At 65.8% G+C, this 18,596-nt stretch carries 18 protein-coding genes; 4 read left to right on the forward strand and 14 right to left on the reverse strand.

The genetic code is table 11. From position 1 onward, the window contains the following. Nucleotides 1-145: 145 nt before the first annotated feature. Both M1P90_RS14740 and M1P90_RS14745 read right to left on the reverse strand, forming a co-directional pair. On the reverse strand, nt 146-1,780 hold the full coding sequence (locus tag M1P90_RS14740) for a MutS-related protein (protein ID WP_483703455.1): 1,635 nt from the start codon (nt 1,778-1,780) through the stop codon (nt 146-148). Next, nucleotides 1,777-2,703: an SH3 domain-containing protein gene (locus M1P90_RS14745; RefSeq protein WP_483703457.1), complete on the reverse strand. Its 927-nt coding sequence runs from the start codon at nt 2,701-2,703 to the stop codon at nt 1,777-1,779. Before M1P90_RS14745 ends, M1P90_RS14740 begins: the two co-directional genes overlap by 4 nt. Nucleotides 2,704-2,781: 78 nt before the next feature. Between M1P90_RS14745 and M1P90_RS14750 the strand changes: the two genes are divergently transcribed. After that, a complete protein-coding gene (locus M1P90_RS14750) occupies nt 2,782-3,489 on the forward strand; it encodes an endonuclease III domain-containing protein (protein WP_483703459.1) in 708 nt (235 codons plus the stop codon). A gap of 179 nt (nt 3,490-3,668) precedes the next feature. Here the strand turns inward: M1P90_RS14750 and M1P90_RS14755 are convergent, their stop codons facing one another. The 4 genes from M1P90_RS14755 to M1P90_RS14770 form a co-directional block, all read right to left on the reverse strand. Next, complete coding sequence (locus tag M1P90_RS14755; RefSeq protein WP_483703461.1) at nt 3,669-4,472, reverse strand: SDR family NAD(P)-dependent oxidoreductase; 804 nt, start codon at nt 4,470-4,472, stop codon at nt 3,669-3,671. Between the two features lie 412 nt (nt 4,473-4,884). Then, on the reverse strand, nt 4,885-5,700 hold the full coding sequence (locus M1P90_RS14760; protein ID WP_483703463.1) for an AAC(3) family N-acetyltransferase: 816 nt from the start codon (nt 5,698-5,700) through the stop codon (nt 4,885-4,887). A 28-nt stretch (nt 5,701-5,728) separates the two neighbouring features. Then, a complete protein-coding gene (locus tag M1P90_RS14765; protein WP_483703465.1) occupies nt 5,729-6,469 on the reverse strand; it encodes a tyrosine-protein phosphatase in 741 nt (246 codons plus the stop codon). A gap of 32 nt (nt 6,470-6,501) precedes the next feature. Beyond that, nucleotides 6,502-6,975, reverse strand: coding sequence for a maleylpyruvate isomerase N-terminal domain-containing protein (locus M1P90_RS14770; RefSeq protein WP_483703467.1), 474 nt, complete (start codon nt 6,973-6,975; stop codon nt 6,502-6,504). Between the two features lie 166 nt (nt 6,976-7,141). Here M1P90_RS14770 and M1P90_RS14775 point away from each other — a divergent pair, with 166 nt between their 5' ends. Together M1P90_RS14775 and M1P90_RS14780 are read left to right on the forward strand one after the other, a co-directional pair. Next, complete coding sequence (locus M1P90_RS14775) at nt 7,142-7,522, forward strand: VOC family protein (RefSeq protein WP_483703469.1); 381 nt, start codon at nt 7,142-7,144, stop codon at nt 7,520-7,522. A 330-nt stretch (nt 7,523-7,852) separates the two neighbouring features. Then, nucleotides 7,853-8,929: a maleylacetate reductase gene (locus M1P90_RS14780; RefSeq protein ID WP_483703471.1), complete on the forward strand. Its 1,077-nt coding sequence runs from the start codon at nt 7,853-7,855 to the stop codon at nt 8,927-8,929. A 325-nt stretch (nt 8,930-9,254) separates the two neighbouring features. Here M1P90_RS14780 and M1P90_RS14785 read toward each other — a convergent pair whose 3' ends face one another. The 4 genes from M1P90_RS14785 to M1P90_RS14800 form a co-directional block, all read right to left on the reverse strand. Further along, entirely contained in the window at nt 9,255-11,156 is a 1,902-nt protein-coding gene (locus M1P90_RS14785; RefSeq protein ID WP_483703473.1) for an FG-GAP-like repeat-containing protein, read from the reverse strand. Nucleotides 11,157-11,544: 388 nt separating this feature from the next. Next, on the reverse strand, nt 11,545-12,399 hold the full coding sequence (locus tag M1P90_RS14790) for an aldo/keto reductase (protein ID WP_483703475.1): 855 nt from the start codon (nt 12,397-12,399) through the stop codon (nt 11,545-11,547). Between the two features lie 142 nt (nt 12,400-12,541). Continuing rightward, nucleotides 12,542-12,976, reverse strand: coding sequence for an SRPBCC family protein (locus tag M1P90_RS14795; protein WP_483703477.1), 435 nt, complete (start codon nt 12,974-12,976; stop codon nt 12,542-12,544). Between the two features lie 110 nt (nt 12,977-13,086). Further along, nucleotides 13,087-13,836, reverse strand: coding sequence for a hypothetical protein (locus M1P90_RS14800; protein WP_483703479.1), 750 nt, complete (start codon nt 13,834-13,836; stop codon nt 13,087-13,089). 393 nt (nt 13,837-14,229) lie between these two features. Between M1P90_RS14800 and M1P90_RS14805 the strand changes: the two genes are divergently transcribed. Further along, complete coding sequence (locus M1P90_RS14805) at nt 14,230-15,450, forward strand: DUF4938 domain-containing protein (RefSeq protein WP_483703481.1); 1,221 nt, start codon at nt 14,230-14,232, stop codon at nt 15,448-15,450. A gap of 208 nt (nt 15,451-15,658) precedes the next feature. Here the strand turns inward: M1P90_RS14805 and M1P90_RS14810 are convergent, their stop codons facing one another. From M1P90_RS14810 to M1P90_RS14825, 4 genes are all read right to left on the reverse strand, one after another. Beyond that, nucleotides 15,659-16,039, reverse strand: a complete 381-nt coding sequence (locus M1P90_RS14810) for a response regulator (protein ID WP_483703483.1) — start codon at nt 16,037-16,039, stop codon at nt 15,659-15,661. An 82-nt stretch (nt 16,040-16,121) separates the two neighbouring features. Then, the gene (locus M1P90_RS14815) at nt 16,122-16,931 is read right to left on the reverse strand and encodes a universal stress protein (RefSeq protein WP_483703485.1); all 810 of its coding nucleotides are present in this window, start codon (nt 16,929-16,931) and stop codon (nt 16,122-16,124) included. Beyond that, nucleotides 16,931-18,040 (reverse strand): Na/Pi cotransporter family protein, encoded by a 1,110-nt coding sequence (locus M1P90_RS14820; protein WP_483703487.1) that lies wholly within the window; start codon nt 18,038-18,040, stop codon nt 16,931-16,933. Before M1P90_RS14820 ends, M1P90_RS14815 begins: the two co-directional genes overlap by 1 nt. A 50-nt stretch (nt 18,041-18,090) precedes the next feature. After that, nucleotides 18,091-18,516 (reverse strand): acyl-CoA thioesterase, encoded by a 426-nt coding sequence (locus tag M1P90_RS14825; RefSeq protein WP_483703489.1) that lies wholly within the window; start codon nt 18,514-18,516, stop codon nt 18,091-18,093. Between the last annotated feature and the right edge of the window lie 80 nt (nt 18,517-18,596).

Genomic DNA, 18,596 nt, shown 5'->3' on the forward strand with positions numbered 1-18,596 from the left:
GCGGCTGGTGCATGGCGCGCTGGCAGCGCTGGCTGCAGCGCTGGTGCATGGCCTGGTCGATACGTTTTACTTCTGGCCCGACCTGGCGCTGGGCTTCTGGCTGCTGATTTTGCTGGTGCGCGCGCACGCCGAACCGTGGCCGGCGCTAGCCAGCCAGGCCGCGCTCGCGCAGGGTCGCAAGCAACTGCTCGCGGCTGAGCCCGTGGCGGCGCGCCAGCTCGGCGGCGTAACCGGCCGGCTGCGGGAAGCCGGGCACGATCTGGTAGCTTGGTTCGGGCGCGTCGCTGCCCTCGGGCGGGGCACCAACCTGCGCCACCAGGCTGACAACGCCAGCGGCCGGCGTATCGCCCCCCAGCAGGTCATCGACCAGCTCGTACAGGTGGGTGACGAAGATCGCACGCGCGCCGAGCAGCTGCAACCCAGCTAGCACGTCGCGGCCAAGCGCGCGCGCCGCGCCGTGATCGGTGCTGGCAAGCGGCTCGTTGAGCAGAACAAGACTGTGTGGGCTGGCCTGCTGAAATATGCGGGCCAGCCGTTCTAATTCTTCGGCCAGCCGCCCGCCGCCGATGTCGCTGCGCTCGGGCGCGGCAAAGTGGCTGTGTATCGCGTCGGCAGGGCTGATGCGCGCCCGCGTGCCGGGCACCAGCACGCCCGCCTGCGCCAGCACAAAGGCCTGACCGACGGCGCGGGTGTAGGTGGTTTTGCCGCCACTGTTCGGCCCGGTGAGAATGGCGACGAGCGCGCCGGGGCCAAAATTCACCTGGTTGGTAATTACGCGCGCGTGGTTGGGCGCGGAACGCACGCGCAGCGCCAGGTCGAGATTATAGCTTCCGTCGATCTGGCAGGCCTGTTCTTCACTCCCCACAATTTCCGGGCGGCACAGCGCCAGACCAGCCGCACGCATCTCGCCAGCCAGTCGCGCCGCGCCGAGGAAGAATGCAAACTCGGGCGCGAGCGCGGCCAGCGGCGCGCCGTTGATGCGCGCATAGCTCGCCAGCGCGTCGGCAACTGGCGCGGCGACACGCTCCAGCAGGCGGCTGAGGTCGCGGAACAACTCGTGCTCGGCTGGGCGCTGGCGGTTGTCTTCGGCCTTGTACAGCGCGGTGATGCCGCGCACGGCGTCGGCGGCGCGTTCGCCAAACAAGCGCTCCAGCAGCGAGCCGCGCGCCGCAAAACGCTGCGGGCTGATCGCAACAAGTGTGGCGGCCTCGGGGCGCAACTGCCCGTCGAGGTTGATGCCCAGCGTGACGCTGCCAGCCTGATTGAGCTGGGCGCGCAAGGCGGGGAGTTCGGCGGCGAGGCGTGCGTAGTCGGGGGCGGCACGGGTGGCAGCAAGAAATTCGCGCAGGGCGCGCAGGGCTTCGGAACGCAACGCAGCCCCATCGAGCGCTGCCAGCAGACCATCCACGCAGGTTATGTAACTGTCTAGCTCGGCCAGACGGTCGCCAACCTGCGCAAGCGGAATGGGGTCGCTCCAGTTGCTGGCGCGGCCGAGGTTGGCGAGATCGGCGAGCTGGGGCAGCAGCGCGGCGCAGCTGGCAGCCAGCGCGGGCTGGCGAATGAAGTCGTCGAGCACATCCTGGCGGTAGGCGATCAGCGCCGCGTCGGTGGGCAGTTCGGCCAGCACGCTGGCGACAAAACGGCTGTTGCGGCCATCGTAGTCGAGCGCGCGAATGATTGCGCCCAGGCCCAGGTCGGCCTCGCTGGGTGCGGCGCGGCCACTGCGGCGGCGGTCGTGGCCGGGCGGGTAAAGCAAACTTGGCGGCGTGGCGTCGCTCATGGCTGCTCGAACACGAGGAAATCGCCCGCGCACCAGCCGCGCTTGCCACTCGTGTCTTCGACCTGCCACCAGCTGCGGTTTTCGGCGTCGAACGGGCCGTCGGCAATAGCGACGCGCGCACCGTCGGGCAGGGTCGCGAGGATTTGCGCGGTGGTTGAGTGATCGGCGCGCAGGAACAGCCCGCCGTCGGCGCGCACGGTGGCGCTGCGCGGCCGGGCGGTTGGCGCGGGGCTTGGCTCGGCGGCGGCAGCAGCTTCTGCCAGCGTGGGCAGCTGATCGGTTGGTGCGGCGCTGCTGGTGGCAGGGGAATTGCGTATCAGTGCCGCGAGCGCCAGCACCAGCAGAAGCATGCACGCGCCAGCAATAAACAGCCAGCTCATGCGCGAGCGCGGCGCTGGCGCAGAAGGGCGGGCGCGCACGGCGCGTGGGATCTCGGGCGCGGCGCTGGGCGACGGGCGTGGCTTGGCGGCGGCCGGGCTGCTGGCGGCCCTGGCGCGCCCTTTCGCGGCGGGCTGCGGCGCGGGGGCGGGCGACGCACTAACAGCGGGCGTGTAGCCCATCAGGCGCTGCACCAGCGCGGCGTAGGCCTCCAGCTCGGCGCGATTGATTCGTGAGCGCTCGCCGTGGGCCACGCGCGTGCGCAGGCCATTCACGCGCCAGATCGTCTTGCGGTCGTCGGCGCCGAGGTCGCGGTACAATACCATTGCGTCAAGCAGGTCTTTCCACTGCACCTTTTTGGGATCGGTAAAGTCGGCGCGCTGCGCGGCGGGCACGTGCGAATCGGCGGCAAGCTGGGCGCGAAACGCGTCTTCGAGCGCGCCATGCAGGCTTTGCAGGGCTAAACCCAGCAGATCAGCGTCGGTGCCGGCTTTTGCCAGGCGCTCAAGGCCCAGCTCCAGCTTGCTGCTTGCGCTGTCGCTCATGCGATCTCCTCAGAAGCGTGCGGGATGCCATACCGTAGCACGAAACTGGATTTCTGACAAGGCTGGAAACGAGGACGAATGAAGCCCAACGAGCAGGCCGCGCCAGCGGTGTCGCGCGTACGCGTGCAGCAGGTCTACAAACGGCTGGACGCGGTGTACGGCCCGCTGCGCCCATCACCCGGCGACGAGCCGCTGGGCGAGCTGATCGGCACGATTCTTTCGCAAAGTACCACCGACATCAACAGCGGGCGCGCCTACGAGCGGCTGCGCGCCATGTACCCAAGCTGGGAAGAAGTGCTCGACGCGTCGGAGGATGAGATCTACGAGGCGATCAAGCCGGCCGGGCTGGGGCGCATGAAAGCGCCGCGCATCAAGCAGACGCTGCGCGAAATATTGCGGCGGCGCGGCGAGCTGCGGCTCGATTTCCTGGCCGAGATGCCGCTGGGCGAAGCCAAGCAGTGGCTTGTTTCGCTCGATGGGGTTGGGCCGAAGACGGCGGCGTGCGTGCTGCTGTTTTCGCTTGGCCGGCCGGCGCTGCCCGTCGACACGCACGTGCACCGGGTGTCGCGGCGGCTGGGCCTGATCGGGCCGCGCGTCAGCGCCGAGCGCGCCCACGACCAGCTTGAGGCCGCGCTGGAGCCCGAGCAGGTGTATACCTTCCACGTCGGCATGATTCGCCATGGCCGGCGGGTGTGCCACGCCCAGCGCCCGGCCTGCGCCACCTGCCCGCTGCGCGACCTGTGCGACTTCTACGCGGCACTGGACGGGCGGGAAGAAGAGGAGTAGCCGCAGGGCAAGAATACGCACTACGCACCACGCACTAGAGAATGAGTGCGTGGTGCGTAGTGCGTAGCTGCGCTATTGTTCGTTGGTGCAATATCAAGCAAGCGATGCGAATTTCGGCATTGCAATCGCCAAACCCTATTCCCCATACCCTAAGCCCTGCGCTGAAAGCGCACTAAATGCTACGCAAGCAGGTAGCCGCCATCGACCACAAGCGTGGTGCCGGTGATGTAGGCGGCAGCATCGCTGGCCAGGAACAGCGCGACTTTGGCAATGTCGTCGGGCTCGCCCTGGCGGCCAAGCGGGATGCGCGCCGCAAATGCACGCGCCTGTGCGGCCATCTGCTCGGCGCTGAGGTTTGCGCCCGCCGAAAGCGCGGCCGCGCCGGGGGTGCGGATGCCGCCCGGCGCAATTGCGTTGACGGTGATGCCACGCGGCCCCAGCTCAAGTGCCAGCGAGCGCGTCATCATCACCACACCACCCTTCGAGGCGTCGTAGTGCACCAGGTTGCCGGTTGGGTGGAAGGCGTCGATTGAGGCGATATTGATGATCGTGCCGCCCTGCCCGCCACCAATCATGGCGCGAGCTGCCGCCTGCGCCGCCACAAACGCGCCGCGCAGGTTGATTTCGACCACGCGATCCCACAGGTCGTCGCTCACGTCCAGCGCGGGCACCATGGGAAAAATGCCAGCGTTGTTCACCAGAATGTCGAGCCGGCCAAACAGCTCGACGGCGCGCTGCACCATGGCGCGGATCGACGCGGGCGCGCGCATGTCGGTCGGGCAGCTCGCCACGGCGCGGCGAAGGTCGCGCAGGCGCGCGGCTTCTGTTTCGGCGGCTGTGGCATCCACGTCGGCAATCAGCACCGACGCGCCGGCCTCGCTCAGCCGCTCGACAATGCCCAGCCCAATGCCCTTCGCCCCGCCCGTCACGATCGCGCTCTTGCCATGCAGATCGAATAGCTGCGAGATTGGCTGTGTTTCCATGGGCCACCCCTTTCTGGGCAGCGCATGCCGCCCATGCTGAGTGTAGCGCATCGGCGCGGCGGCTGCGGGAAGAGGCGGCAACTCGCGGTGAAGGTTTGGTGGCAGTGCCACTTTTTACCACGAAGACACGAAGGCACGAAGGGAAAGCGGAATATTCAATTCAGGCGACAGAAGGCGGCACCTTCTATCGCAATGAACGATCAGGTTGGGCCACAGAGAGCACGGAGAGTTGCGGGTTGGAATGTTGCAGGTTGCACGTTGCAGGTTGCAGGTTAGAATGTTGCAGGTTAGCAGGTTAACATGTTGCAAGCCTAATCCCAAAACCCCAGACCCTAAACCCCTATGCGGTTACATGTTAGCGGGTTCTGTGGTTCCGTGGTTCTTGGTTCCGTAATTCTCGATTCCCGTACTGTTAGCGGTTCAGCTCGAACCACTCGGCCGCATAGTCCACCAGGTCGCGCTGGGGCATGAGCAAGGCGTCAGCGGCACCGATCTTCCCAAACTGCACTAGCCCCGTGTCTTCGTCGAAGCACTCGCCCATATCTACAAAATCGTCGGTGTCGATCACAATATCGTCGTAGGCGGCCCACACGCGCTGCCCGTCGATCAGCACGGGCGCGTGGCGGGTTTCGGGCAGCTTGGCGGCGAAGTTGGCACGATACTCGGCCAGGTGAATGGAGGTGTTGTTGCCGTGACCGACGCCCAGCAGCAGCACCCAGCCGCCCAGGTCGTAAACGCGCGCCAGCGGCGAGGTTTCGCCCAGACCGTTGGCGAGCGCATGGCCAGCAGTGACCTCGCTGGCGTGGCGGCCCCAGGCCGCAAACGAGTCGCTGGGGTGGGCGCTGCGCAGCACGCCGGCCTGCTTGCGGAAGGTTTCGGGGATTGCGCCCATGCCACGTGTGGGCGTGATGTCGGGCTCGTAAGCCGGCATGGTTGCGCGAATGGTTTCCCACCAGCTTGCGGGCACGGGCGGGTTCTGCCACATCTCGGGGTCGGAAAGCGCCGCGCTGTGGGTTGGCATCACCAGCGTGCCTTCCGGGCCGAGCACCGCTTCCAGCGCCAGGATCACCGCGACCGGCCCGCCACACACCCAGCCCATGCGGCTCAGCGACGAATGCACCAGCAGCGTCATGCCCGCCTGCACGCCCAGCGCGCGCAAATCGGCGGCCAGCGTGTCAACCGTCACCGGCGCTTCCGAGTTGAGCAGAACGACGTCTTCTTCGCTCATTCACTCTTCCTTTCGCAACCTCAAGGCGCTATTCTTCCAGCAGTTCGCTGCGCAAGCGCTCGATCTGCGGCCCGCCCAGGCCCAGCGAGGCGATGTAGGCATCAATCCCACCGTAGCGCGCGTCGATATGTGCCAGCACATGCTCCATCGCCTCGCGTGGCGACTGGATCATGCGCTCGAAGCGGGCCAGCCGCTCGGGGTTGATTTCGGTGCGCTCGCGGTCGAATAGCGGCTCCAGGCGCGCATAGCTCAGGGCATAATCCTGCGCAATCGTTTCGGGCGCGACGCCCAGCGCCGCCAGTGTGAGCGCGATCACCAGGCCGGTGCGATCCTTGCCGACGGCGCAGTGTACCAGCAGCGGCGCGTCGGCCGTGGCCGCGACGGTGTTCAGGATGGCGCCAAACTGCTCCTGGCACATATCGACATAGCGCACATACAGCTCCTGAAGCGTCTCGGCGGGCGCGTCAACCGTGTCGGCGGCGTAATCGTCGAACAAGGGCATATTGCGATAATCCATGCCCGCGACCGTGGCAAAGACATTGGGCTTGCGTGCCGCCTCGGAAGGCCGCCGCAGGTCGATGATCGTGCGCAGGCCGTGGTCGCGCAGCACCTGCTGGCTGCTGAGCGTCAGCGCGTGCAGGCTGTCGGACCGCAGCACGCGCCGCCAGCGCACGCGCCGGCCGTCTTGCGTGATGTAGCCGCCAACGTCGCGAATGTTGTAGCTGCCTTCCAGCGTGATATAGCGGTCGAATTCGGGCTGGTTCGTCATGAGGTACGGCTCCCGTTTCTTGTATTTAGCGATTACAATGCGGCACGGAGAGCATCGATATGCTCGCGCTCGTGTTCGCCCAGTGCGACGAGCAGATACTCGGGCAGGGTGCCGGCCCACTCGGGCCAGGGTGCGCGCCGCGCCAGTTCATCCGCTGGCAGCGTGCCCAGGTAGCGCAGCAGCTCGGCGCGAATGCGCTCCAGCTCCATGATCTGCTCGTCGGGCGTCAGCTCTTCGCGCTCGGCCACTTCCAGCGCGTTGAAGCGGTCTTCGTTCGCGGCGCGCTCGCGAAAGTCGGCGGGCGTCGCGCCAGTGGCCATGCGCTCGGGCAGCACGCCAGCCACCCATTCTTCCCAGGCGGCCAGGTGCGCCAGCACATTTTTCACCGACCATTCGCCCAGCGTGCCTTTGCGGTCGAGCGCGGCCTCGTCCAGCCCGCCCACCAGCGCGAGCAATTCGGCGCGCGTGGCGGCGAGCGCGGCCAGCGCCGCGTCCAGGTTTGTCATGCATCCTCCTGCTCTCAGCTCCTGCCGCGATTATACCGCAGCGCGCCGCCATATGCAGAGCCAATAGCTGCGCGAGGCACATTCTATCGCGGCTCGGCCATTTGGACGAGGCTGCGGCACGCGCTGTGGCGTATGGTTATTGGAAAAAGAAAGGGAGGAGCATAGCATGGACATTGCCGGAATCGACCACATCCAGCTCGCAATGCCAGCCGGCCGCGAAGCCGAAGCGCGTGCCTTTTACGGCGGGCTGCTGGGCCTGCCCGAGCTGGCCAAGCCCGGCCCGCTCCAGGCGCGCGGCGGCTGCTGGTTCGCCGTGCCTGGCTCGCAGCTGCACTTAGGCGTGGAAGAAAATTTCGCGCCGCAGCGCAAGGCCCACCCGGCCCTGCTGGTGCGCGACCTCGAGGCGGCGCGTGCCGAGCTGGCGGCGGCGGGCGTGGCAATCGTGCCCGACACAACCCTGCCCGACGTGCGGCGCTTCTACGCCGCCGACCCGTTCGGCAACCGGCTTGAGCTCATTCAGGCCGGCGATGGCTTTGCAGAGCGCTAATGATTTACGATTTTAGATTTTAGATTTACGATTGTACTCAGCCCGCATATTAATGCAGAATGAGCACAAGTGAAAGCCATGAAGGTTGCTTAATTTTGCGCAGGGCGACAGTATCCACAGATTACGCAGATTGTATTTCCGTGGCAATGGGCAGCGGTATCGGGCCACAGAGAACACAGAGAACACTGAGTTTGGTTTACCCTTTCTCCGTGCGCTCTGTGCCCTCTGTGGCTTGTTCTTTTGCTCGCGCTTGCGCAAGCCGCGCTTGTGGCCCATAATCCTGCGTGCAATCAACACGAACACGGCCAATATCGCGAAAGGCGCAGGAACATGGTGCAGACATTTCGCTACGAGGCGCTGCCGGGGCGCGTGATCTTTGGCGCGGGCAACAGCCGGGCGCGGCTTGGCGCGGAGGTGGCGGCGCTCGGGCTGGAGCGTGTGCTGCTGGTTGCCACGCCGCGCGAGCTGCCAAACGCCCGCGCCCTGGCGGCGGCCTTGGGCGAGCGCGTGGCCGGCGAGTTCACCGATGTGCGCCCGCATGTGCCGCTTGAGATTGCTGAGGCCGCCCGTGCCGCCGCCCGCGATCTCGATGCCGACGGCTTGCTGGCAATCGGCGGCGGCTCGACGATTGGCACGGCCAAGGCGGTCGCGCTCACCCAGCGCCTGCCGATTGTCGCGGTTCCCACCACCTACGCTGGCTCGGAGATGACGCCAATCTACGGGCTGACCAGCGGCCAGCGCAAGCAGACCGGGCGCTCGCTGGATGTGTTGCCTCGGCTGGTGGTCTACGACCCCGAGCTGACGCTGAGTTTACCGCCCGCGATCAGCGGGCCGAGCGCGATCAACGCGCTGGCGCATTGCGTCGAGGCGTTCTACGCGCCGGGCGCAAACCCAATTAGCGCGCTCGCCGCTGAGGAAGGCATTCGCGCATTGGCGCGCAGCCTGCCCACCGTGGTTGCGCAGCCGGCCAACCTCGCCGCCCGCAGCGACGTGCTGTATGGCGCGTACCTGGCTGGCGCGGCGCTGGCCGTCACCGGCACCGGCATCCACCACAAAATTTGCCATGTGCTCGGCGGCGCGTTCAACCTGCCCCACGCCGAGCTGCACACCGTCGTTTTGCCACACGCTGTCGCCTTCAACGCGCCCGCGCTGCCCGCCGTGATGGCGCGCATCGCGGCGGCGCTCGGCGCGCCGGCCGACCAAAGCGCCACCCGCGCCATCCGCGCCCTGGCTGACACGATTGGCGCGCCGGGCAGCCTGCGGGCGCTGGGCATGCGCGAATCGCAGCTTGCCGAGATCCTGCCTGATGTGCTGGCGCACATGCCCGCCGACAACCCGCGCCCGGTCGATGCGGCGGGCATGGCCGCACTGCTGGAAAACGCCTTCGCGGGACGAGTGCCGGAGTAGCGACGAAGAACGAAGGAGCCAGGTGGCAGTGGGCAGGCAACCTGCCAACCTGCACACAGGCGTATGCGATACGCCCCGGCTCTGCAACCTGCCAACTTGCCAACCTGCAACCCGAGAACCTCCGTGCCTCCGTGCCTCCGTGGTAAATCACCCGTTCGTCGTTTCTAGCACGCGCCCTTCGATACGGCCTTTGGCCTACTCAGGACGCTAAATATTTGCTATTGTCGTTCGTGGCTCGTTTATTCCCAAAAAAAACCTTTGCGGCCTTTGCGTTCTTTGCGGTTCATTGTCCCATTCGTCATTTGTCTTTCGTCATTCGTCGCCCTCACCGCCGCGCCATCGGCAGGTTCACGCTTGCGCCGCCAACCAGCAGCTTCACGGTGAGCGTGCGCGTTTTGCCGCCGCCCGTCGCGGTGACGGTGACGGTGCGCCAGGTGCCGGGTAGTGCCGGGCCGGGCGGGCTGGTGTCGGTGAGTTTCAGCGTGACGGTGCCGGGCGGCGTGAGGCTGCCCGGGGTGAGCTGGATCGTCAGTCCGGCCACCGCGCCTGCGCTGAGCGAGACCGCGCTGCCGAAGTTGCCTTCTTTCGCCAGCGTGAGCCGATAGGTGGCGCTGCCGCCGCGCGCAACCATCTGCGCAGTGGTACTCGTCGCCAGCGAGAAGCTATCGCCAACGGCAGCGACGCCAGTGCGGCGGCTGCTGCCGCGCCCGGTGCACCAGCGGCACTGCGCGCCCGCGCTGCCCGGCAGGTCGTAGGCGACCACGCCGCTGCCGGTCGTACCCACCACCACCTCCATGTCGGCGTCGGCGTCGATATTCGCCACGGTTGGCGCGGCCAAGCCGCCATTCCAATCGTCGCCGAAAGGCGCGGGCAGATTGATCGCCTGAAGTGGGTTGCCCAGGTAGTCGAGAATGTGGAGCTGGCCGACGCGCCCGCCGCCGTTTTCCGGCCAGGAGGTGAAGATCACCTCGGCCTTGCCGTCGCCGTCGAGGTCGACAACCGCTGGCTCGGAGGCGAAACGAATGCCGCTGCCCGGCACCTTGTAGGGCCAGCTGCCGTGCTCGGTTTTGTCGAGCCAGTAGGCGTGCAGGCGGCCATCGTAGGAAGGGTAGAGAATCTCCATCTTGCCGTCGCCGTCGAGGTCGGCCACGGCTGCGCTGGTGACGCTATTCTGAATAACACCGTAATCCTGCGAGAGCGGGCCGCTCCCCGGCTCGGCCTGCGGAATGACCGTCCAGTCGTAGCTGGCATTCTTCCAGCGCGTGCGGTCGAGCTTGAGAATCCACGGCAGGTGGTACAGGTCGCCGTCGGGGTCGCCGATGCCGCAGTTGTACACATCGCCAACGACGACAAGCTCGGGCGTGCCGTTGCCATCGACATCGGCAATCACCGGCGCGCTGTTGGCGAAGTTGGGGCGGTGCTCGGTGCCGCACTCGGCGTAGCCGCGCAGGTCGGCGGCCTGATCGACATGCACTCCTACCTGGCTCCAGACCTTGCCCGCGCCATAGACTGGGTTGGCGGCAAGCTGGTTGCCGTTACGGTCGAGCGCGGTGATGTAGTGCGTGTCGGTTGGTCCGAAGATTTCTTTGAAGCCGTCGTTGTTCATGTCGGCGATGGCGACGTTTTCGTTATACATGCCCCAGCCATAGCCGGCCTCGCCATCCCGGCGGGCGGGCCAGCCGCTGCGCACGCTGCCATCCGGCTCGTAGACGCTGAGCTGCTTGGTTTCGCCGCCGCTCGCGCGCCCAACGACGATCTCAAGCGTGCCGTCGTGCTCAAGGTCGTCGACGGCGAGGGTGCGCACTTCGCCATTGCCGAAGGGGTTGCGTGTCCACAGCAGCGCGCCATCTTGGGAGTAGACGCTCAACTGGTCGCTGCCGCGCCCCACAATCACTTCAAGCGACCCGTTGCCGGTCAGGTCGGCCACGGCCACGCCCGGCCAGACGCGGCTGCCGTTCGCGCCGCGCCAGCGCAGGCTGCCATCCGCGCCGTTGAGCGCAACTACGTCGTAGGAACCCCAGATGACCTCGGCCTTGCCGTCGCCATTCAGGTCGGCCACGGCGGGCGAAGAGTACCAGCCGGTCTGGCAGTAATTGCTGAAGCAGCCGCCGCGCTGCCACTTGAGCACTGGGGCGGCAATGGCTGCGCGTGCGGCTGGCACCCCGGGCAAGGCGGCCAGCGCCACAAATAGCAGGGCGCAGAACACAACGATCAGGCGTTGGGGCATAGGATCACGCTCCTTTTCCATCACAACAAACCACTCCGCTACAGATCAGAACGCTTGCGGGCCAGTAGTAGTTTGCGGAATGAACAGACTGTGACATGCGCCGCAGATCACGCGCCCATCCTACGGCGCGCGGCGGCGGCTTGGAGTGTCTGGCGTGGAGCGATTGGGAGTCGGTGTGGTTGCTGAAGAGGGAAGGGGCAGCGGATTTATTTGCCACAGAGCGCACGGAGAACACGGAGATTTGATTGATACCACGTGATTTCTATGCGCTCTGCGGACTACACTTTTTGTGCTTGGCTACAGGTAGCCACGCGCAAAGTGCGCAGCTGTACTCGTCAACCTTGAAACTTCGTGTCTTCGTGCCTTCGTGGTTGCCGTTCCCCAGCGCTTATGTAAACAGCGGCTCGGGCGACAAGGCTTCCATCACGGGGTCGAGTTCGCTCTGCGGGCCGGGCACGAAGCGGCTGGCCGCGTCGAGCACTTTCGGCAGCAGGTGGATGTCGCCGGGCGTGTTGAGGAAGATGCCGGGCCGGCGCAGCACCCAGTGCACGGCGGCGTCGATATCTTCCTGCTCGGTAAATGGCTCGTACCAGGTGGCAGCGGTGCGCTCCTCGCCCGTCCACGGCCCGCGCGTGCAGGATTTGATCGTCTGCACGGCGATGTTGCGCGCCGTCGCGATCTCCAGCAGCTCCTCGAAGTCGCGGCGGTAGGTCGGGTTCTGCATCATGGCGTAGTTGTAGGGCAGCAGCACCGAGTCGAAGTCATAGTGATCAAGGCTGCGCTTGTGCATCCAGCCCGCCACAGTGTAGTGCCCGGTCACGCCGATATAGCGCGTCAGCCCCTGCTCCTTCGCCTCGATAAACGCCTCCAGCACGCCGCCCGGCCCCATGGCCTGCTCCCACTGGTCGGGCTGCACCAGGCAGTGCATCTGCCAGAGGTCGAGGTGGTCGGTGCGCAGCAGGTCAAGCGAGCGGTGCAGGTGCTCTTTGGCCCTGGCGTAGGTGCGCTCTTCGGTTTTGGTGGCGAGAAAGAAGCGGTCGCGGTAGCGGCCCGTCCACGGCCCCAGGCGCTCCTCGGAGTTGCCATAGCTGTTGGCGGTGTCGATGTGGTTGACACCGGCGGCGAGCAGCAATTCCATGGTGTGGTCGGCCTCGGCCTGTGTGACGCTGCCGAGCGCGGCCGCCCCAAAAAGTGTGCAGGTGCTCATATGGCCGGTGCGGCCAAATGGTCGTTGCTCGATCATGCGCGTGCTCCTGACGGTTGGTGCGGCGGGTGGGCCGCAGTGCGGTGGTAGCGCATACTATACCACCTGTGGGCGGGACGTAGTATGCAATACGCCCCGCCTTGCAAGCTGCAAACCTGCAAACCTGTAACTTGCAAACCCGTTATTTGCTCTGCTCGATGTACTTTTTCATGCCCTTCAGCATGGTGGACCAGTTGGACTCGGCTTCAGTTTTGGCCTGCTCGGAGTCGTTCTTGTCCTGCGTCAGCTCGACATCGGTGCCGCCCTGTTTCCCAGAAAGACTGATCGTGACGGTGTGGTAGTTTTCGGGCTTGTCTTCCGCGCCCGAGAGCGGGCTGAAGTGGCTGTATTGCAGCGTTTGCTCGGGCTTGATCTGAAGGATCGTGCCTTTGTCCTCGTAGGGCTTGCCCTTCCACTCGCCTTTCCAGACGATCGGGCTGCCTTCCTGCCACTTCGAAACGGCCTGTGTGCCGAACATGTACTCCGCAATCGCCTCGGGCGTCACCAGTGCCTTCCAGACCTCGGCGCGCGGCGCGTCGATATGAATCGTCGAGTGTGCGGTCAGGTTCTTTGCCATGATTTCACCTCTTTCGCTAATGGTCTATTCTGGCAGCAAGAAGCGTTCCTTTCGGCGCATAAGAAAACCGGGATGGCAATGCCACCCCGGCTTCTCCTGATTGTGACGCGTTACTGCTGCGGCGTTGCGGTTGGCGCGGCGTTGTGGCCCAGGCCAGGCTTGTCGAGCAGCTCGCGCGCCTTGTCGAGCATGTTGGCCAGGCGGGTTTCGCCCTGCTCCTTCAGCTTGGCGATGATGTCGTCAGCGGTTTTGCCGTGGGCCTGGGCATATTGCGCCAGGCTCTGGCCGCCCTGGAGCGCGGTGCGCACATCTTCCGGCGTGGTGCCGGTGACGTCGGCGGTGGCATTAATCAGCGCGGCGCGGCCAAGCTTGCCCTTTGCGCCGCCACGCTTGATCTGGCTGCCCAGGCTGGTGTTCGTCATCATCTGCGGCGCGGTGCTATCGAACTGGGCCAGCAGCGCGTCGGCGCGCTCTTGCGTGAGCTTGCCATTCGTCACCGCCGTCTTCAGCCGGTCGCTCACGGCCGTGCGCGCCGCGCTAATGATCGCCGCCGAGGTCGCGCCCTTGCTTTGCGCGTACTGCTCCAGGCTCTGGCCGCCTTGCAGCGCCGTCAGCACATCTTTCTTGGTGGTCTTGGTCGCGTCGGCGGTGGCCTTGATCAGGCTGCCGGCCAGACCTGCCGCTTTGGCGCGGCGCGCTTTCTGCCCGGCCGGCGCGGCCGGCGCGTTCGGCGCGGCGGTGGCCTGCGCAATTGCGGGCGCGGCATCGGTATGAATCGAGGGGCCGGCATACACGGCGCCGCCCACCAGGGCCAGCGCCAGCGCGCCGCCACCCAGGCCAATTGCGAGTTTGCGGTTCATCGAACGATCTCCTTCGTCGCCGCCGGTGGCGCGTACCCCACTGCGGTTTGTTCTGCTTCGCTCGGCGCATTTGCTGCCGACACAGGTATAGTACGCCCAAGCTGTGAAGAAGCTGTGAAAGGCGCGTGCAATGCGCGTGAACATGGATTTGACAGCGCCCCGCGCGGCTCGTACCATGCCTGTCGCGCTCGGCATCTATCCAAGCTCCAATATCGTTCAGATAACCACCAAGACACCAAGGCACCAAGATTTTATAGCAGCCTAAAGCCCTTCGTTCCTTCGTGCCTTTGTGGTAAACGTCCCAGGTGTTCTTATGTGTACAGTATTGGATCTAAACTCACCTTATGAAACCGTCGAGCTGTGTATCCTGGTAGAAAGCGGAAAGAAACTGGTATGCCAAGCGAATTGATTGATGTACGTGGCCTGGAAGGGCCGAACCTGTATATGCCGCAGACGGGCGTGTTCATGCGCATGCGATCCGACAAGAACCGCACCCGCCGCCTGCGCGACGCGCTGAAAGATGGCGCGCAAAGCGTGGGCATGGTGCTGGGCTACCTCGACCTCGATACGCGCGAGGATGCGGCGGGCGTTGTGATCGACGCGACCTTCACCACGCCCACGCCCGCGATTGGCGTCGCGCTGGCCGAGTATGTGGTCGAGGGGCTGAACCGCCAGGAAGCCAACGACGAGGAGTGGGATTCGGAAGGTCCGCTGTGGGAGTTGCAGAAACGCCGCCGCGCCGAGGCGCTGCCGCTGCCCGCGCTTCAGCTCACCGCCGAGGCGTCCTCACGCGGCATTCCGAACTTTCTGCGCGCCGACGGGCTGGTGCAGCTTGGCTATGGCGCGCGCGGCTGGTCATTCGACCCGGCACAGTTCGCCAAGCCCCGCCCGGGCACGAGCTTCGGCGACGACGAGATTGGCATTGGCGCGCCGCCATTCGCGCGCCCGCCCGCCGCGCTGGAGGTGCCGTGGGAGCAGCTTGGGCCGATCCCGGTGATTGCGGTGGCTGGCGGGGCCGCGCGCGACACTGCTGCCCAGATGCTGGCCGCCGAGCTCGACGCGCAGGGCCGCCCGACCAGCCTGGCGCTGGGCGCGGGCTTCGAGGCCACGCGCGCCTTGCTCGCCACGCCCAGCGCAAGCATCGCCGTGGTGGGGCTGGAGGCCGCCGACATTGCGGCGCGCGGCCTGGCGCTGGAGCGCTGCGCCTATAGCGCGATCACCGACATGCCGGCCGCGCTGCCGCCCGGCGTGGCCGACCGGGCCGAGCTGGCGCGGGTGCTGGGCGTGCCCATGCTCGTCACCGACGCGGCCGGCTGCGTGGCGCTCAACGCCGATGTGCCCGAGATCGTGGCGCTGGCCGAGTATGCGCCCTGCCCGATCATCTATTGCAGCGCGGGCGGCGACAACCCCACGCTGGGGTTTCACCGCGCCGAGGGCGGGCAGGCGCTGTTTGTGCGCGATGGAGTGGTGTTTGCCGCGCAGGGCGCCAGCGAGCAGCCGGTGCTGGCCGCCACGCTGCCGCCCGAGCAGCTGCCGGGCGCGCTGGGCGCGCTGGCGCTGCTGTGGGCAATGGGCCTGACATGGGAAGCAATTCGCGGCGCGGCCGGGCGCTAGTGCGCTCGCAGCGCAGGGTTTAGGGTATGGGAGTCAGGGATTGGGGATTATGATGCGCAATGAGACTTTTCCCTGCCCTATAGCAGGTTGCAGCTGGCAGGATGCAGAAGCATTTTCCGCGCTCCAACGCGTTTCTTGCCGGTGCGTGAGTGGTCAATTATTCCGCAAATCGCTATAAAACCTCGCTTGGAATTACACCAGGCCACAACTACGCCAGCGATTGAGCGATGGCCTGAACGGTGGCGCGCAGGTCGTTCAGGTTAAATGGCTTCTGCAAAAACCCGGTGAGCCCAAGCGCCTGGTAACGCTCGGCAATATCCTCGCTGCTTTGCCCGCTCATCAGCACCACGCGGGCATCGGGCCGCAGCGCCCGCAGCTCGCGCACCGTGGCCTCGCCGCTCATGTGGGGCATATTCTGGTCGACCAGCACGCACAGCACATCGTCGGCGCTGGCATGAAACAGCGTTATGCCATCCGGCCCATTGCCCGCCGTCTGGGCGCGAAAGCCAATCCGCTCCAGCATTCGCCCGATCACGCTGCGGATCGCATCCTCATCGTCGATCACAATAACCAAATTCGGTTGGGCCATAGCGATATGATCCTTCGGAACCGAACAGTTGTGACGAAAGAGCCGCATTATACCGCAATTATCCGCGCGCGTCTCCGCCGGCTTACTCGTGCCCTTTAACCACCAGCACCGGCACGGGGCTGACGTTCATGAGGTCTTTGGTAATATCTTCGAGCAGAATCCGGTCGAGCGCGCTGGCCACGCGGTGCGCGCCAATCACCAGCAGGTCGTAGCTGCCTTCACGCAGCTCGGCCAGAATCTCGTCGAGCACTGGCCCGACGCGCCCGCGCACCTGCCCCTGCACGCCATGCTGCCTGAGCAGCGCCAGGGCATCACGCAGCGTATTCGCTTCGGGCGAACTGCCGGCCAGAAAGCCCTCGACGGTATTGGAGCGCGGCCCAAACCCTTCAAAGAACAGCGACTGCTGCGACAGGATGTGCAGAACTGTCACCTCAGCGCCAAGCGGCTTGGCAAGCTGCAGCGCCGCGCTGACATCGCCAAAGGTGTGGTAATCGCCGCCGCTGGAAAGCAGAATGCGCCGGATCGGGCGTGGCGCGCCCTGCACGCGCAGCACCGACGGCTCCAGCCGCTGCGCAATCACCTTGCTGCGCGCGCCGGGCAAGAGCCGGCCCAGCGGCTGGTGCAGCCGCCCCAGCACCACCAGGTCGTAGCTGGCTTCGCGCGCCGCCGCCAGGATGGCCACCTGCGCATTGCCTGGCAGCGCCCGCACAGTCAGCGGCACGTTCGCTGGCACCTGCAGGCGGCTGGCGGCCTCGCGCAGCAGCGATTCGCGCCCGGCCCCGCCGCCCGACACCAGCGTCAGCGCGGTGGCGCACTTTTGCACGATTGGGATGCTAAATTGCAGCACCGCATCGCGCGACGGCGCCGCCCCGGCGTAGAGTAACATCTTCATTACTTCACCAGCAGCAGAACCACAGGAATGATCAGCATCACGCACAGAAACGCGCCCAGCGTGCGGTTCGTGCGAATAATCAGCTCCTGCGTGCGCAGAATTGCGCGTTCGAACCCGCGATAGAACAACAACAGCACCAGCAGCGACAGCACCGATACGCTGATCATTTCGACCAGCACAATCGTAAAGGCGGCCGGCCCGCCATTGATCAGCGCCGCCACCAGCGTGTCGATAAAGGTGGTGATATTCGCGCCCATGATGTAGGGCAGGGTATTTTCGCGCCGCACCAGGCCCTTGGCCGAGAGCGGCACCAGGATCGAGAGCGACACCGACACCGAGAGCGTGACCGAGGTGACGGCGCAGCCCAGCAGAAACATCGCCATTGGGCGGTAGACCAGCCGGCCAATCCGCTGGAACGAGCTGCGCTCGGCGCTCATCTCGGGCAGGGCGCGGTCGAGCAGGTTGAAGGCCAGCAACAGCGTGCCTATGCCCAGCGCAAACACGATCCAACCCGGCAGCCCGACGCTTTTGATAAAATCGAGCAGTGGGTCGAACATCGCATCAATGACCGAGGAAAGCGGCGTGGTGGCACTCACCTGCATGCCCGCAAAGACTCCCGAGGTCAGCAGCCAGTAGCCCACCGCCAGCGCCGGCACGTAGATCGCCGCAGTGGTGAGCAGCGCCAGCACGCCAATCGAGATGCTGGCCGAGCGCTGGTGGCCGCGCATGTAGTAAAGAAAGCCGACAAACAGCACAATAAACGACGCGCCCAGCCGCGAGCCCGTGATCATGGTGAAGGCTTGCATGTCGGTGATGGTGCCGGCGGCGAAGAAGGACACGGCTATCGCGGCCACGGGCGAGCCGCTCAGGAAGATGTATGCCAGCAGCCAGCCGAATCCCAGAGAGTTCGTGGCAGTGCTGACGTTCAGGTAGGTCAGGATGGCGCGGCCATACTCGCGCGCGCCCTGCTTGAGCAGTTGCAGGGCCAGAATAAACACCAGCAGCCCCACCACCATCGCCAGCGCCTTAAATACCCAGCGCGGAATACCCGCGACGCGGCGCGACGCCGGCTCGGCGGCGACGGGCAGCTCGCTTTCGGGCTGTGTCATAGGGTTGCTCCTGTGCGGCACACGCGGCGCCGCCGTGATTCGGGCCAGGTTCATTGCTTGGGTTCAGCGCGTCGCAGTCGCTCAAGCACCTCGGGCGGCCAGCGTGCCGGGCGGCCAGTGGCGCGCGCCACCAGCACATGCTCGCTGCGCGCGCTCAGCAGGGGCGTGCCCGTTTCGGCCAGGCGCAGCGTGTAGGCAAACACGATCTGGCGGCTGCGCAGTTCGGCCACTTCGGCGCGCACAATCACGCGGTCGTCGTAGCGGGCGGGGCTGAGGTAGCGCGCCTGCAAGTCGGTGAGCAGCACGAAGTAGCCCGTCGTCTCCAGCTCGGCGTAGGGCAGCCCCAAAGCGCGAAACAGCTCTGTGCGCCCTTCTTCCAGCCAGACAATATAGCTCGCGTGGTGCACCACGCCCATGGCGTCAGTTTCGGCGTAGCGCGCCCGCACGGTGATTTCGGTTGCGAGTTGTTTGTTCATACGACGAACGACCACCGACGACAGACGACCATAAATTCACCACAGAGACACAGAGGCTTTGGAGTTGCAGGTTTGAACGT

It is taken from the genome of Kouleothrix sp. 19917 (assembly GCF_057073505.1).